The organism is Leuconostoc citreum, assembly GCF_007954785.1.
GTDB lineage: Bacteria > Bacillota > Bacilli > Lactobacillales > Lactobacillaceae > Leuconostoc > Leuconostoc citreum.
The window spans coordinates 442,661-457,859 of the sequence record NZ_CP042410.1 but is presented as its reverse complement, the minus strand read 5'-3'; the positions used below and the strand labels follow the sequence as shown (position 1 = coordinate 457,859).

The 15,199-nt window shown below is 39.4% G+C and carries 13 protein-coding genes; all 13 read right to left on the bottom strand.

Features of this window, described 5'->3' with window-relative positions; genetic code table 11:
- Positions 1 to 19 precede the first annotated feature (19 nt).
- The 13 genes from FGL72_RS02180 to dapA all read right to left on the bottom strand — a co-directional run bounded on the left by FGL72_RS02180 (position 20) and on the right by dapA (position 15,199).
- Complete coding sequence (locus FGL72_RS02180) at positions 20 to 802, bottom strand: DUF4422 domain-containing protein (RefSeq protein WP_004901034.1); 783 nt, start codon at positions 800 to 802, stop codon at positions 20 to 22.
- A 60-nt stretch (positions 803 to 862) separates the two neighbouring features.
- On the bottom strand, positions 863 to 1,498 hold the full coding sequence (locus tag FGL72_RS02175; RefSeq protein ID WP_004901037.1) for a sugar transferase: 636 nt from the start codon (positions 1,496 to 1,498) through the stop codon (positions 863 to 865).
- Between the two features lie 15 nt (positions 1,499 to 1,513).
- Positions 1,514 to 2,302 carry a type I methionyl aminopeptidase gene (gene map / locus FGL72_RS02170; RefSeq protein ID WP_004901039.1) on the bottom strand — a complete coding sequence of 263 codons (789 nt, stop codon included), beginning with the start codon at positions 2,300 to 2,302 and terminating at the stop codon, positions 1,514 to 1,516.
- A 154-nt stretch (positions 2,303 to 2,456) separates the two neighbouring features.
- On the bottom strand, positions 2,457 to 3,416 hold the full coding sequence (locus FGL72_RS02165) for an ROK family glucokinase (RefSeq protein WP_004901040.1): 960 nt from the start codon (positions 3,414 to 3,416) through the stop codon (positions 2,457 to 2,459).
- 159 nt (positions 3,417 to 3,575) lie between these two features.
- Entirely contained in the window at positions 3,576 to 3,788 is a 213-nt protein-coding gene (locus tag FGL72_RS02160) for a YqgQ family protein (RefSeq protein WP_004901042.1), read from the bottom strand.
- Positions 3,785 to 4,474: a rhomboid family intramembrane serine protease gene (locus FGL72_RS02155; protein WP_004901043.1), complete on the bottom strand. Its 690-nt coding sequence runs from the start codon at positions 4,472 to 4,474 to the stop codon at positions 3,785 to 3,787. Before FGL72_RS02155 ends, FGL72_RS02160 begins: the two co-directional genes overlap by 4 nt.
- A gap of 37 nt (positions 4,475 to 4,511) precedes the next feature.
- Entirely contained in the window at positions 4,512 to 8,222 is a 3,711-nt protein-coding gene (gene addA / locus FGL72_RS02150; protein ID WP_048801540.1) for a helicase-exonuclease AddAB subunit AddA, read from the bottom strand.
- Positions 8,223 to 8,224: 2 nt separating this feature from the next.
- Positions 8,225 to 11,740 (bottom strand): PD-(D/E)XK nuclease family protein, encoded by a 3,516-nt coding sequence (locus FGL72_RS02145; protein WP_146992501.1) that lies wholly within the window; start codon positions 11,738 to 11,740, stop codon positions 8,225 to 8,227.
- Positions 11,741 to 11,822: 82 nt separating this feature from the next.
- Complete coding sequence (gene ntdP / locus FGL72_RS02140) at positions 11,823 to 12,392, bottom strand: nucleoside tri-diphosphate phosphatase (RefSeq protein ID WP_004901051.1); 570 nt, start codon at positions 12,390 to 12,392, stop codon at positions 11,823 to 11,825.
- Between the two features lie 68 nt (positions 12,393 to 12,460).
- On the bottom strand, positions 12,461 to 12,733 hold the full coding sequence (locus FGL72_RS02135; protein WP_146992499.1) for a hypothetical protein: 273 nt from the start codon (positions 12,731 to 12,733) through the stop codon (positions 12,461 to 12,463).
- 2 nt (positions 12,734 to 12,735) lie between these two features.
- Complete coding sequence (recX, locus tag FGL72_RS02130; RefSeq protein ID WP_146992498.1) at positions 12,736 to 13,536, bottom strand: recombination regulator RecX; 801 nt, start codon at positions 13,534 to 13,536, stop codon at positions 12,736 to 12,738.
- A gap of 62 nt (positions 13,537 to 13,598) precedes the next feature.
- Positions 13,599 to 14,324: a 4-hydroxy-tetrahydrodipicolinate reductase gene (gene dapB / locus FGL72_RS02125; RefSeq protein WP_146992495.1), complete on the bottom strand. Its 726-nt coding sequence runs from the start codon at positions 14,322 to 14,324 to the stop codon at positions 13,599 to 13,601.
- Positions 14,324 to 15,199: a 4-hydroxy-tetrahydrodipicolinate synthase gene (gene dapA / locus FGL72_RS02120; protein ID WP_146992493.1), complete on the bottom strand. Its 876-nt coding sequence runs from the start codon at positions 15,197 to 15,199 to the stop codon at positions 14,324 to 14,326. The genes dapB and dapA overlap by 1 nt, the downstream gene beginning before the upstream one ends.

Below are 15,199 nucleotides of genomic sequence, written 5' to 3'. Positions count from 1 at the left end.
TTCCCCCAAAAACAATTTTTTACAATTCAGCACGACCAAAGCCTACTTTGCGCGCAATGAATTTCGTGCCCTTCAGTAACCAGTTCTGTTTTTCCATAAAAGTCACTGGGACTTCTTGATAATCTACCTGATTAAAATCTAACCAAACATCCAATAATCTTTCACTCAAAAAGCCATAGACTCTTTGTTCATAAGGCGACCAAGAGATGACCTGTGGTTGTATCGTTGACTCTACCGCAAATAAAATATCAAATAACCAGTCAATATAAGCATCAAATTCTGGTCGTTTCATAATAAACATATTGAACATGTGAGCGGATGTACGTTGCATATTTTTGTCATAGGTTGTCAAATAATCAGGATACCTTGTCGCAATAACATCGCGTAAAACATCCAAACCTAAGTTATGATGCGCATGTCGATAATGCGATTCACTACTTTCTATCCAATAGTGCCTTTTCTTAGGGACTATCACCGGTGTGTTTTTTAACAAGTCTGATAAGGTTTCCTGAGATAATACGTTGTTAAGCTGCTTTTTACTTGAAAACGAAAAAAAGCGACGATAGTGGACGAGTCCAATAACATCTGCCTGACTATTGTATCGTGCCCAATAAAGTGCTGTTAATTCATTAAAGTACGGATTTTTTTCAGAAATATTACGACCCGTATTATCTTGTATAAAATCGTTAAACATTTCTGCTGATAACGCTGCACCGACTTGAATCGGCGTGTATATTGCTGCTAAATCTGTTAACGCCACATTTTTATGCGCTGCTACTAAAATTTGGATGCTCTCAGTCATTAACTCTCACCACATAATCTATTCTAGGATGCACTACGAGACAAAAATAAAAATGCGTGCTCAATAAGCCCCTTCGGATTTAAAAATCGCAATCACATTTCTAAAAACTATGCCAATATCATACCAAAAACCTGCATTGGCAACATACTCTAATTCTATTTTCGTACGTTCTGGGTATTCAATCAAAGAGCGACCACTGGCCTGCCATAAACCAAGTGCACCAGGCCTGACTGATAAAAACAAATCGACTTGGTCGCCATATTCTTTTAACTCTTCAGTTACAATTGGACGTGGCCCAACTAAACTCATATCGCCACGTAACATATTCCAAAACTGTGGCAACTCATCAATACTTGAGCGTCGTAAAAAAGCACCTAACGAAGTAATTCTAGGATCTTCTTTTTTTGGTAATTTGTAACCATTATCGACGTACTTCTGATATAATTCAGGATCAGCTTTTAAAATAGCTTCAGCATTGGGAACCATTGAGCGAAACTTATATATCGCAAACGGCTTACCATACCGACCCACACGTTCTTGTTTAAAAAAAGCGGGTGATGCTGGACTATCAATCTTCAATATCACGAATACAATTAAAAATATAGGTGATAATATTATTAATCCAAGTAACGCAAAAACCACATCAATGAGACGTTTAGCAATTAAATATGATTTGTGTTTTGGCTTAATTTTCAAATTTCTAACTCACCTTTACAAGTATTTCGCATCAAAATCAGGATCTTGACTTGTTAAAATTTTTGGGCCAGCCTTTGTAATTGCCAACGTGTGTTCATACTGTGCGGACCAAGAACCATCGCTAGTTCTCACTGTCCAACCATCTTCTTCTGTTTCATCAGTATCGACTTCCCAACTACCTAAATTAATCATGGGTTCAATAGTGATGACCATCCCTTCGCGCAAACGTACGCCATGGCCTGGTTTGCCATAATGTGGTACCTGTGGATCTTCATGCATTGTTGGTCCCACACCATGACCAATATACTGCCGTACATCACCATAATGATGCTCAACTTCAGTATATTGTTGTATGGCGTTCCCAATATCACCAATGCGATTTCCTATAATGGCTTGGTCAATACCTAAGTACATCGCCTTTTTAGTCACTGCCATCAACTTTTCGACTTCTGGTGACACATGACCAACAGCATAGGACCAGGCTGAATCAGAAACTGCACCGTTAAGTCCAACAACTGTGTCAACTTTAACAATGTCGCCATCTTTCAAATGCAAGCCTTTACGTGGTAGCCCATGGGCTACTTCATTGTTGACACTAATCGTGGTCGCGTATTTGAAACCTTCAAAACCAATTTGCAAAGCTACACCGCCATGCCCCTCAATATATTCACGTGACTTTGTTTCAATTTCCCAAGTATCAATGCCTGGTTTAATTAAATCACGTAACATATGATGCATACCGGCAATAATCGCACCAGATTGGCGCATTGCCTCAATTTCTCTTGGCGACTTTAAAGTAATCATTTGTGTTCTTCTTTCTGTATATTAAACTGTTTTAACTTTGAATTTTAAATAACAATCACCATCTATTATACCTTTTTTCGATCAACAAAGTATTAATTGTTAAAGAGTCTATAAAAAAAGCAACCATACGGCTGCCTAGTAATGCTGTTGTTCATTATACACGCGCTAATGATGCCGCGCCAATTACACCAGCATCATTACCTAATTCAGCTAACTTGACACGCGTTGATACACGAACAGTTGGAAAGGCAAACTTTGTCCATTCTTTTTCAATTCGTGCACGCAAAAATTCGCCCGCAGCAGCAACACCACCGCCAATAATAATAGCAGAAGGATTTAAAATATTTGAAATTGCCGCAGTAGCATAACCAAGATAATAAGCTACCTTATTTACAACTTCATTAGCCAAAAAATCACCATCTTTTGCTAAGTCAAAGACAATTTTTGAAGTCACTTCATCACCGTCTGAAATCATTTGTTTGAGCTTAGACGAACCGACATATTCTTCAGCAGAATCTTGTGCCAAGCGTACAACACCCGTTGCTGAAGCATATTGTTCTAGACAACCATGATTCCCGCAAGTGCACAAGTAACCATTGGGTTCAACAACAACATGCCCAACTTCACCACCAGCACCGGCCGTGCCATGGATTAACTGGCCATTTGATACCAGACCGCCACCAACGCCTGTCCCTAATGTGATGAACGATACTTCATCATCATTATTGCCAGCACCCTTCCAAGCTTCACCGAGCGCTGCTGCATTCGCATCGTTGTCTAATGTTAACTTGAAACCTGTGCCTGTCTCGATATTAGCTTTTACTGGTTGTTCTGTTTTCCAATTTAAATTGAACGCACCCGTCACAGTTCCTGTATCGCGATTAACTGTCCCAGGCGTTCCCATGCCAATACCAATGATTCGTTCTGGATCTAATTGATACAAATCAAGATGATGATTAATTGATTCGATGATATCAGGTACAATATGTGAACCTTCATCAAAAGTATTAGTCTTGATTGACCACTTTTGTTGTATTTCCCCTGCATCAGTCAAAATAGCAAACTTAATTGTTGTACCACCTAAATCAACACCAATGAGCTTATCTTTAGCCATAATTGTTTAAAGTGTGAGGTCATCGTTCTTGGCAAATATCACATATGCGTGAATCGACGCCAGACACATTCCTCCTAAGAAATTATTACCCACTTATTCTAACAGAAAAGCATCAGAAAATGCAAGCGTTTTCATAGTTTTCAGGAAACAATTACCATTTTAATTTAACTCGGGTGCCATGCTTTCTTCTAAGCGATGCTCACGCTCTAAAATTAACTTCATGACCGCATAATCTTTTGGCGTTAACACATCAGCACGATAAAGATTATCTACTTCAAGGGCTGCTACCTCAATATCCCATAATCGCTTACCCACATGAATATAAATACCAAAAGATTTCAAATATTGTAAGACATCATAAAAAGTTCTCATGAAACGCTACCTCCTGCGTAAATTGTCAAAATAAGCAACAACATTGTTACGGCACACATTGTCAATCGCATGCTGAGAGCATACTGACCGGATTTGCCAACAAATCCTAGCATCACAGTTGACATCATGCCACCAATTAAGCCACCTATGTGGCCCCAAAGGTCAATTGTCGGTGCTAATAGCCCACTAAATAGATTTAACACAACAAACAGTAAAAACGTTGCGCCTTGTGCGCGAATAGTTGGATTATCACGATAGCGCACACCATATAAGATGAGTCCAGCAAACATCGCAAAAAGCGCTGATGATGCACCAACAGAGATAGCTAAAGGTGATAATAAATATGAAAAAATATTACCAACAATACCGCCAAATGCATAAAGCATCAAAAACCGCCAGCTGCCAAAAGCACGTTCAGCAATCGGCCCAACAAACCATAGTGTCAGCATATTTGTCACAATATGCATGATGCCCGCATGCAAAAACACTGGCGTTAGTAATCGCCAGTAAGCTTGATTGTGAGCTATATCGGGTCCCCATTTCGCACCAACAGCTACCAAAAAACGCGCATTATCGGTCTGACCATGACTAGCGATAAGCTCGAAAATAAATACCACCGTGGTTACTGTGAATAAACCCATCGTTACCGGCATGTGCTTAACTTGTTGCTTTAAAGCTTCTATCATGCTTTTTATTCTACACTACTCCAGCATAAACACCACCTCATTTGGTCGTTATTGGTATCACCCGACCCACATTTAAGATAATTAACTGTGGCTCATAAAAAGTATAATCAGGAAATTCTTGCATTAAAGCTTGTTTGTACAATGTTAGTTGTCCCCGATAACGGACCATCATTTTTGAAATATCTTCTTCAACGCGCCCATGTCTGACAAAATCGGTTTTATAGTCAAACAACGTAATTGATTTTGTCTTTTCATCAATAAAATAACCGTCAATGATGCCATGAACTAAAACAGAAGCTTGATCGTGAACATGCTCATATATTTGGTTAGCCGGCATAATCATGGCAAAAGTTGCCTCTCTCCATAACGAATCGGCATGTAAACGCAATCTTTGCGCAAATGGTGTTTGTAAAAAATTAAGAATCTGGTCTATATCGATTAATGCTGCTACTGATGCTGTCACGCGGCCTTGTGTAACTAAATCATCACGCAATGCTGTCAGTGACTGGTGTGTTTGTATCTGTTTAAAATCTAACAATTGAAGCATCAAATGTGTTGCTGTACCAACTGCTGCACTTGACGGTTTTTGTGATCCATCAGTCATAAATGTTGGTAATACCAGTTTATCGCTGACTAATTCATTTGCCGGTTGTAATTGGCCATTTTCTAAAACATTTAACGTTTTCAAATCGGCACGATCTGGGTCCTCAAACAGTCGTTTCATTTCACTGACAGATTGATAAGCTGCTGTACGAGTAGCTTGTTGGAAAGGATACTGATAATCTAATATCGCTTTTGCTCGGGCAAAATCTTCAGCCTGATAGGTTGATGCTCTTGTAATTTCTTTGGTTTCATTACCTTGGGGTTCAGGAATTACCACATCAGACTCATTAATAAATCGCACTGAAATCTGACTATCTAACGTCGTTTCCGGTCCCAAAACGTGTGGCAAATGACCATCGCCTAACCACGATTCAAGATCATCATTTTTTGTTCGTGCCAAACTAATCAGTAGCCAATCGAAATATGATTTTGCTGACAAGCGTAGGTCTTCTGCTAAAAACTGTCCTGATGTTTCTTTTGCACGTTGCCAGAGCGCTATTAGTCGCTGATTTTCTTCATTTTCGTCAAGCTTAACTGTGCCTACAACATATATTTGCTGTTCCGCACGTGTCAACGCAACATACAATAATCGCATTTCTTCAGACCAACTTTGCCTTTTTAGGGCTTGCTGAACAGTTAATTTTTTTAATGTCGGCATGGCTACTAAAGCCTCTGGCTGCAAATATTCCAAACCAATTCCCGCGTTTTTTTGAATTAACATTTTACCCGACAAATCTTGTGTGTTGAAAGATTTATCAAATTCAGGTAAAAAGACTATCGGAAACTCTAAGCCCTTTGAGGCATGAATCGTCATAATGCGTACTGCTTGCTCATTTGCTTCTTGCGGTGCTTCGCCTAATTGCCCATCATTTTCTTGGAGCTGTTCAATATAGCGAATAAAACGAAACAAACCAGCGTGTGTATTTTCTTGATACGTTCTGGCATAATCATATAACGCATGCAAATTAGCTTGCCGTTGTCCACCGCCTGGCATACCAGCGACATAATCTAACCAAGAAGTATCATCAAATATTGCCCAAATTAAAGCGACCAAATCATTTTGGATTGCTAATTGGTGCCACTTTTTAATCAAATCGATTACGGTTTGACTTCGTTGATCTGCCTGCGCAAAAACCGTCAAAGCTGACCAATAATCATGCTTCTTATCCGCTAAACGCACTGCCGCTAAGTCATTTTCCGAATAGCCAAACATTGGTGATCTTAATATTGCTGCCAATGGAATATCCTGATGTGGATTATCAATAACACGTAATACATCTAGCATCAAATAAACTTCCATTGTCTGAAAATAATTGCCGACTGAATCAACTTGTGTGGGTATCCCCGCTTGACGCAAAGTAGCGACTAAATCAATGTAACCAGTTTTTGATCTTGTTAATATAGCAATGTCCCCATACTGTACGGGTCGCATGCCTGCCGGTTCTGCCTTGCGATCAAAAATCGTTGTATCTCGTAGAGATAAAATTTGGTTTGCCAGCTGTGCGTACTGTGCCTGCCGTTTCTCAAATTCTTGGCTCTCATCTTCATCTTCAGAGGTTGTGACGTTAGGTTGCTTTATGATTGTCATATTAAAAACAGGTGTGACATCTGTTGGATAGTTTGCCTTAGGTACAAGTTTAGCTTCTCCTGTATAAGCAATATCCCCCAACTTTTCGTCCATTAATTGTGTAAAAATTAAATTGGTTACCCGTGTCACGTTATTCTGCGACCGGAAATTATCCGCTAGCTCAATTCTACTGTCAGGATTATCTGGTAGCGCAAACTGTCGATATTTACGTGCAAATAATGTTGGTTCAGCTTGTCGAAAACCATAAATGCTTTGTTTAACGTCACCAACCATGTACATATTATGACCATTAGATACCTTTGTTAGCAAAGTTTCTTGTAATTGATTGATATCCTGGTACTCGTCAACCAGAATCTCTTGAAACTGGCCACTCACAGTTTTTCTGGTCATATCATCATTCAAAATCTCTAATGCTAAAGCGCCTAAATCAGGAAAATCAACTAATTGTGCGTCTCTTTTCGCTGTCGTAAAGGCAGACTGACAGGCTTGAGTTAATGTCACAAGTGTATTAACTAACTCAGTTGCTTGCTTTTCTACATATTGCCAATCATTTTGATCAAACTTAAAAAAAGTATCAATCACGTTTTTTAAATCAGATTTAGCCCCTAAAATATTATTTTTAACTGTTGTCGCTTGCGCTAATAAGGCCAACAATTCTGGTTCATCTTTTATGCCTTTACTTCTTTTCGTCTCTAAGCTCACCTTAGGTAACTGGCTTAATTTACCTCTCAGTGTGTCCCAATCGTCGTCAACTAACGCCTGTTGAACGTTCACGAGATAAGCGATAATCTCGTCAAAAGCTTGTTGCGTTTTTTTGAGTTCAGGAACACCTGATAGATTAGTCTGTGTTGCTTGTGCTATTTCTAGGAGTTGTTCAAGACGTGCAATCATCATCGGCAAAATTGTTAGGCGATAGGTTTGTGATTGCGTCAGCCCGTTTGCTGTGGCTAGATCGTTCTTATCTAGTTCTTTTAACCATTGTTGACCATCAGGCCGAGCTTCAGCAAAGTCTGATAACTTCAGCACAGCTTGACGTAACGCATCATCTTGATTTGGATTACCAAAATTATTGACTAAGGCAATGAAGTTTTCATGTTGTGGGTGCGTTTCATCATAGAATGCTTCAAAAACTGTATCTAAAACATCTTGACGCATCATATCTCGTTCAGCTGTATCTGATAACAAACGAAATTGGGGGTCTAAACCAATCACATGATAATAGTTTTCAATCAGACGTAACGCATAAGCATCAATGGTCGAAATATTTGCAGCAGGCAGCAATAATAATTGTTCTTGCAAAAAGCGTTTCATGCCATCATTGGCATCACGAAGGCGCTTTTCTATGGCAATTTCCAATCGCTCTCGCATTTCCTTAGCAGCAGCATTTGTAAAAGTAACAATCAGAAAGTTTTCAACGCTAATACCCGATAAAATTTTTTGAATTAAACGTTCAATCAGGACGGTTGTTTTCCCTGAGCCTGCTGATGCAGCAACTAAAATATTATGACCTGTTTCTTCAACTGCACGCTGCTGATTAATCGTAAATCGTGTTGCCATCTTTATTCCTCATCTGCTTTCAAAAGCTTCAAAATATCTGATTTGTTTTTAGGCGTGTTGTTTTTATACTGATCCCCCAAAGCACGATCAAAACGCAAAACATCAGTAAATGGTGTAAATTGTAGGCTCCCTTCAGCTGGTGACAAAGGAAAATCACCAGATAAAATAGCTGCACTTGCACGCTGAATATTGTCAAGATTACGCTTCAGTAATAATTCAAAATCTTCGGGCGAAATCACATCACTATTAGCATATAACTCACCATTTGCCTTCTTTTTCAATTGATAAAATTGTGACCCTTCACCTTCAGCTAGCGTCTCTAAGCTATCAATATATGCTGGCTCAGATATAAATAAACCACGATATTTAAATTGCTCAGGCTTAATCTCACCTCTCAGCATGGCACGTACATCACCTTTGAAATCTTTTATCGTCAATTTTTCTGGGGCAATTTTAGCGAAAAAAGCACCCCCAATTGCTTCGATGCCCAATTGCTCTGCGGATAATTGTGCTGCTTGCCAATAGGTTAATAGTTGCATTTGTCGCCCATCATAAGCCTGGCCCCAATCAAAATGTTTACCATTTGACTTATAGTCAATAATTGTCCCATATACTTGTGAAGGATCTTGGCTATCTAGACGATCAATTTTACCACGTAAATGAACTGTTGCCTGTGGTGTTGAGACAACTAGCGCTGGCAATGATTGACGATTAGGAAAACCAAATAAACGTTCTACAGCTTTTGGTTGAGCGTGATTTACTCTTGCCGCACGCTGCATATTGACTGCAAGTATCTCGCTCACTTTAGCTAAATAATGCTGTGTGGCACGCATTTTTCCTGTTTCTTGAAGCATTTGGTAAGCTGGTTGTGCAGTTATCTCAGCCATATTATCAGCCACTAATTGCTGTAACGCTTTTTGAGAAATGTCACGCAAACTGAGTTGCTGTATGATAAGTTGCTGCACAACCCCTTCAAAAACAGCATGATACAGTGTGCCCGTTTGTGCCACATTCAAACGATTCGTTAATCGTTCCTTTAACGCTAAGCCATATTGCAAAAAATAAGCCAATGGATTGTTATAATAACTTTCTAACTGTGATATTGACATATTTAGTGTTTCACCAAATAAAGCTTGAACAAACTCTGGTTTCAATGTTTCTGTTTGATTTTTATAATTTGGTGCTGACAACACCCGTTCTAATCGTTCTGGTTCAGACTGATTAATCGTATTTCTGAGCGCTTGATAGGCTGAGGTTTGCTGTTGTGATGCTGCTATTTTGACCAATTCGCCCAAAGTAGACCGAACTGAGCCCACATAATACTTTAATAATGCTTGACTTGTCGCAGGCGTAGCAGTTACTTTGTTCACAGTGATATTAAATGCATCAACTAATCGCTTAAAAAACGGCGACATATCTGAAATTTGTCCACCGGCATCTAGTGCGGGATAAGAAAGAACGATATTTTTAGTAGCCGCGGTTAACGCACCATAAAACAGTAGGTTTTCCTCAGCCATTTGTTGTTGTGCCGTATTTTGTAAATACTTTGGGGTGCTATTTTCTTGCAATGCTGGCTGAACAATCAAGCGTTCAGCATCATTAATCAGCGCACGAGATTTAAGTTGTGCAGGAAGATTATTTCTTGTCCCACCAATGAAAAACAAATACTGATAATCATTACTTTGAACAATACCAGCTTCGGATATTGTCAGTTGATCAAGGTTATTCGGAATACCTGAAAATGTTGCACCTTCAAAACCGGCAACCAAAATAGCTTTGAATGTTTCTAATTCGAAACGTTCGTCACCATCTATTGCAACAATGTCGTCTAAAGTTTGGGTCATCATTTCCCAAACTTCTTCCCCTTCGCGTGATCGCGATAACTCGCCTGCAGCTAACAAAGTATCCCTTTGAGACAGTATAGCTTCTGTCACATGATATTTTTCAAGCCACAATATAATTAATGTAGCAGCTTGTCGCATAGTCTGTGCTTGATTTAATTGTTGCTGTAATGAATCAAACGCGTCAATCACAAAGCGTCTTAACGTTTCAATTCGACGGTTAACAGTCTTATCATCTAAAACCACACGAGCATCCTCATCATCCTCGTCTTCTGACACTGTGAACAGTGTAAAGGGATGATCCAAGTCTCGCCAAGTCCGCTCGAATGGTTGGTTCGCATAAAGATAGTTATCCAAATAACTCACAATGTCAAAAAAATCGCCTTCAGGCACTAAACTGCCATCAGTATAGGGTCGCAATAATCCTGTTTTCAAGATAGCCATGACTTGTTGATATTGAAAACGTTCCTTAGCCGGCCGTAATAGATTCAGCAATAATTCGACCAATGGATGATTAGTCATTTTTTGATCTGTATCTAAAAAATAAGGCAAATCAAATTGCTGCATGACTTCTGGTATATGGCCTGTGTACGGCGTTAAGTCACGCGCCAAAATCAAAATATCGCGCAAACGTAAATCGGGCTGCGCCACTAGTAATTGCCGAATCCGGCGTGCAACCTCCTGAATTTCAACCATTGTATTTTCGGCTACAAAAGCCGCTAAGTCGGTCTTTTTATTTTCTGAATTGAATTGACGATATTCTCCCAACTTTTCCCAAGCAGACATCACTGAGATGATTGAATCGTCCAAACAACGTGCTTGTGTTGGCACTTGCCACACGACCTGCTGATTAGCAATTTTAGTAAACTGTGCCAGTCGCTGTGCGGTTGTCATTGGTTTATAAAACAAGTCTCCTGGTTGTTGTGACCCTAACTTTTCAACATCCCCTAATAAAGCAACTGTTACCGGATAACGTGCCATAAGTTCAATCATGACTTGCGTTTCTGGACTTGTAAAACCATTAAAACCATCAAAATAAAAAGCGACATTTTTTAATTGTGTTGTCGCCAATTGCGTGGCAAAAAAAGATAAAACCTCTTGTTGCGTAATATATGTATGCCCCATTTTTTTATCTAAAGCATCAGCAACTATTGCTAAATCACGAAGTTTGCCTGATAGTGTCTGACGTAAAAACGTGTCATCATCACTTTCCTGATTTAAAATGGTTAACAAATCTTCTGGTGAAATACGACTAGCGCGTAATTCAACCAATTGAGCTACCAAAGTTGTCACAAACCCTGCCTTAGATTGCATACGGGCAAAAATAGGTAATTGTGCGGCATAGTCTCTTAAAATATCTGATACCATAATAAATAAGCCTGTACCTTGAATCACATTAGGCTGCATTGTGGCCATATCTTTTAATAGCGCCCATGTTAATCGTGATAGAGAATAAACTTGCAAGCGACTTTGAGCATACAACGACGTATCCGGGTTCTGACCGGTTAACCGAGCAAAGCGCCTTAATACATCGACTTCACTATCAAACTTAACGTGGTTTGGCACAATGTAATAAACCGTTAAATTATTATCTTGATTTAGGGCTTCATGCGCATGACTTAAAAGTGCATGACGCATATCAATTTGGCCATGATTCATATAAACCGTTAACGACATCCGTTTCCTCTTTCTAACGTAATACTTCTTGACCCCATTTTATCACAACAAAAAAACACGCAAAATATAAGCGTGTTTTTTGTCAACGACGATCTTTGAGACGTTGTTGCATCAAATATTGATACCTGGCATACCAAACATCAATATAACCTTGTGAAAATGGACCCGTGCCTTCATTAATCCAGTCGACCAATATCTTAACATGTGCTTTTAAAATTTTATCAATTTCTGGTGGATAGTGCCATTTTTTGCTGTGGGCAGCATATTCATCAGCATCTAATAGATGCTTTTCACCGTCTGGAAAAACTTTAATATCTAAATCATAGTCAATATATTTTAATGCTTCTTTATCAAGCACGTATGGTGACGCTAGATTACAGTAATAGGACACGCCATTATCGCGTATCATCGCAATAATATTGAACCAATACTTTTTATGAAAATAGACAATTGCTGGCTCACGCGTGACCCAACGTCGCCCATCATCTTCGGTTACTAACGTATGATCATTTAGACCAATAATAGCGTTTTCACTGGTTTTTAGTACCATGGTATCACGCCAAGTGCGATGCAACGAGCCATCATGTTTGTAACTTTTGATCGTGATGAAATCACCCTCGCGCGGTCCGCGATTTGACTTATCAAAACTCATGATCGTACCTACTCTTCTAAACACCGAATGCTATTTTATTGTATCAAATCTCACGAATAATTGATAGACTACAAATCATGCTGGTGTGTATTTGTTCGTACAAGGTGCTGAGTTGCTGCATGCTTGTTCGCGCTTTTAGAGTGCCGCAATTGTCGTTCGAGTTGTTGTAAAATAATTTTTAATCTCTCTCGTTGTGTCGTTAATGTCCTGATTTCATGTTGATCATATAAATCTTGTACGGATCGACCCTTTATTTTTTTTAACTTAAAATCAATATTATCAAGCTGTGCTTGTGCACTTTTCTGTTTATCTGCTAATACTTTTTGGTCATAAAATCCCATAATCAAACTTCCTCTTGCTCTAATGATAACAGAGCTGCGTCAATTAATTCGCTCGTAAAACCCTTTGCATATAATTGTCGCTTAACTTTATAAAAACGTTGCTGTGACTCATCGTGACGATATCGGTGCCACAGCTTTTCGGCTTGTCGTTTAGCATTATTCTGCTCATCCTCAGCGTTATTATCTGTGCTCATACTATCAACGACCAACTGAGCTGTCTCAAAAGAAAACCCTTTGTTAACCAACCCCTGAACAATTTTTTGCTGTCTTAGCCGTGTCGATTCACGTTGATATCCTTGTGCTAATTTCTCAGCTATTTTTGTAGCAATGCTGCATTGTTCATCAAAAGTATAGGTTGCTAACGCCTGCTCAATCATATTCTCCGCTACGCCTGCTTGTTGCAAAGCAAGACGAATAACGTGTGGTCCCTTAGGCGTAATAAGTTTTTTTGTTGCAACATAGTGGTTTGCATAATTTTGGTCATCGACATAACCTAATTGCGTTAATTGTGCTATGACTTGCGCTTGAATATCCTCATCCACTGCTTTATCACGCATTTTTTGTTTTATTTGTTTCGTTGTGCGTAATGCATGACCTAAATAATTTAAAGCAATCGTCAAAGCCTTTGCAATGGCATCATCATACTTAATTTGTGTAATTAAATCTTCATCAAGCGTGCGCCCCTTAGCAAGTCCATATTTAATGAGCACACTTTCAGCCACACCAAAAGCAAACTGATTATCCAGTTCAATACTGTAACGTCCAGCTCTTTTTTGTGTTGCAATTTTTGTAATCGTCTTCATACCATCTATTGTACGCAAAAATGCTACCTAGTGCTAATTTACAAAAAAAAGCGCTATATGCGCTATAACACTTTGTCAAGACCAATTGCTAATCCCTCTAATTCTTGTACACCGACCAGTGCTCGTAAAACCCCCGGGACAAAAGCCGTCCGACTTGTGGTACTTTGTGTTAAGGTCAATTGCTCATCAGTCCCACCAAATAAAACGCTTTGTTGCGCAATATAACCAGGTAAACGTAAAGCATGCACTGGGATGTCTTCAACTCGCATACCTCTAGCTGGCCCTTCAGTCGTTTTTGCACCAGTTGTTGAACGTGCCTCACTGATGAGTTTTGCTGTTTGAATCGCTGTACCTGATGGCGCATCAACTTTTTTAGGATTGTGTGTCTCTACAATTTCAACGTCTGGAAAATACTTTGCCGCTTGTTGTGCAAATGCCATTAATAGCACTGCTGACAAGCTAAAATTAGGCACAATCAAAACGCCACGTGTTGCTGTTTGTCTGAGCGTATCAACCTCGAAATCACTAAGCCCAGTTGCACCAACAACAAGCAACATATCATGTGAAATCGCCCACTTTGCATTATCAAAAACTGTTTTTGGTGTGCTGACATCCAAAAAAATATCAGCTTTGACATCGATTGCCTCTCGTGTTGTCCATACTGGGTAGGTACTTTCATGTTGATGCCCACTTAGTATGCCGACAATACGATAATCTGTGTTTTTTAATCCTAATTGAATGGCCTGACCAAGCTTACCAAAACCACCGGCCAAAATAATATCCACCATTACATATCCTCCAACAGTTTATCTAATGCCTTTTTTTCCGCTACATTTAATGGCAAAATGGGTTGACGTGTCAAATTTTCAACCATATCTAAATCATGTAATTTTGCCTTCACTGGTGCTGGAGATGGAAAAGCAAATAGGGCGTTCATCTTTGGTGTTAAATAGCGCTGTAACACACCTGCTTCCTGCCAATCACCAACAGCTAAAGCGGTAAATAGTGCAGACATTTCACGCCCATATAAATGGGACGCCACTGATATAGTCCCAGCGCCACCGTGTACAAAAGCTGCAAGTGTTTGTGCATCTTCTCCGGTATAAACAGCAAAATCATCATTTTGCGTTTGTTCGATTTCCGCAGCAATAAATGCCACCGAAGTTGTTTCTTTAATCGCGTTAATATTAGGATGTTGTGCTAAGGTTACAACACTATCTACGGTGAGGCCAACAGCTGATCTGCCTGGAATATTATATAGCATCACTGGCCGATTTGATGCATCAGCAATAGCTGTAAAGTGTGCAATCATGCCGCGTTGATTCGGCTTGTTGTAATACGGCGTCACGGCTAAAATAGCATCAACATTTGTTATTTCGCTGAGTTCACGTGCGTTACGTACCGATTCGACTGTATTATTGGTACCCGCATTAGCAATTAATAATGTATCAACTGGGACATACGCTGCAATATGTTGTGTTAACGCTAATTTCTCTTCATGTGACAACGTTGGTGATTCACCTGTCGTCCCTGCAATGACTAAACCTTGTGTTCCTGTCTCCAAAAGATGATCAATCACACGATCTAGGGCCGGATAATCGATTTCATTTTCTGCGTTAAATGGGGTAATAATTGCCGTAATCAAATTGATATGCTCATACAT

Excerpts from the sequence above, each read along its gene's own strand:
- FGL72_RS02180 (WP_004901034.1), bottom strand. The coding sequence starts at position 802 with ATGACTGAGAGCATCCAAATTTTAGTAGCAGCGCATAAAAATGTGGCG.
- map (WP_004901039.1), bottom strand. The coding sequence starts at position 2,302 with ATGATTACTTTAAAGTCGCCAAGAGAAATTGAGGCAATGCGCCAATCT.
- FGL72_RS02165 (WP_004901040.1), bottom strand. The coding sequence starts at position 3,416 with ATGGCTAAAGATAAGCTCATTGGTGTTGATTTAGGTGGTACAACAATT.
- FGL72_RS02160 (WP_004901042.1), bottom strand. The coding sequence starts at position 3,788 with ATGAGAACTTTTTATGATGTCTTACAATATTTGAAATCTTTTGGTATT.
- FGL72_RS02155 (WP_004901043.1), bottom strand. The coding sequence starts at position 4,474 with ATGATAGAAGCTTTAAAGCAACAAGTTAAGCACATGCCGGTAACGATG.
- addA (WP_048801540.1), bottom strand. The coding sequence starts at position 8,222 with ATGGCAACACGATTTACGATTAATCAGCAGCGTGCAGTTGAAGAAACA.
- FGL72_RS02145 (WP_146992501.1), bottom strand. The coding sequence starts at position 11,740 with ATGTCGTTAACGGTTTATATGAATCATGGCCAAATTGATATGCGTCAT.
- ntdP (WP_004901051.1), bottom strand. The coding sequence starts at position 12,392 with ATGAGTTTTGATAAGTCAAATCGCGGACCGCGCGAGGGTGATTTCATC.
- FGL72_RS02135 (WP_146992499.1), bottom strand. The coding sequence starts at position 12,733 with ATGGGATTTTATGACCAAAAAGTATTAGCAGATAAACAGAAAAGTGCA.
- recX (WP_146992498.1), bottom strand. The coding sequence starts at position 13,536 with ATGAAGACGATTACAAAAATTGCAACACAAAAAAGAGCTGGACGTTAC.
- dapB (WP_146992495.1), bottom strand. The coding sequence starts at position 14,324 with ATGGTGGATATTATTTTGGCCGGTGGTTTTGGTAAGCTTGGTCAGGCC.
- dapA (WP_146992493.1), bottom strand. The coding sequence starts at position 15,199 with ATGTATGAGCATATCAATTTGATTACGGCAATTATTACCCCATTTAAC.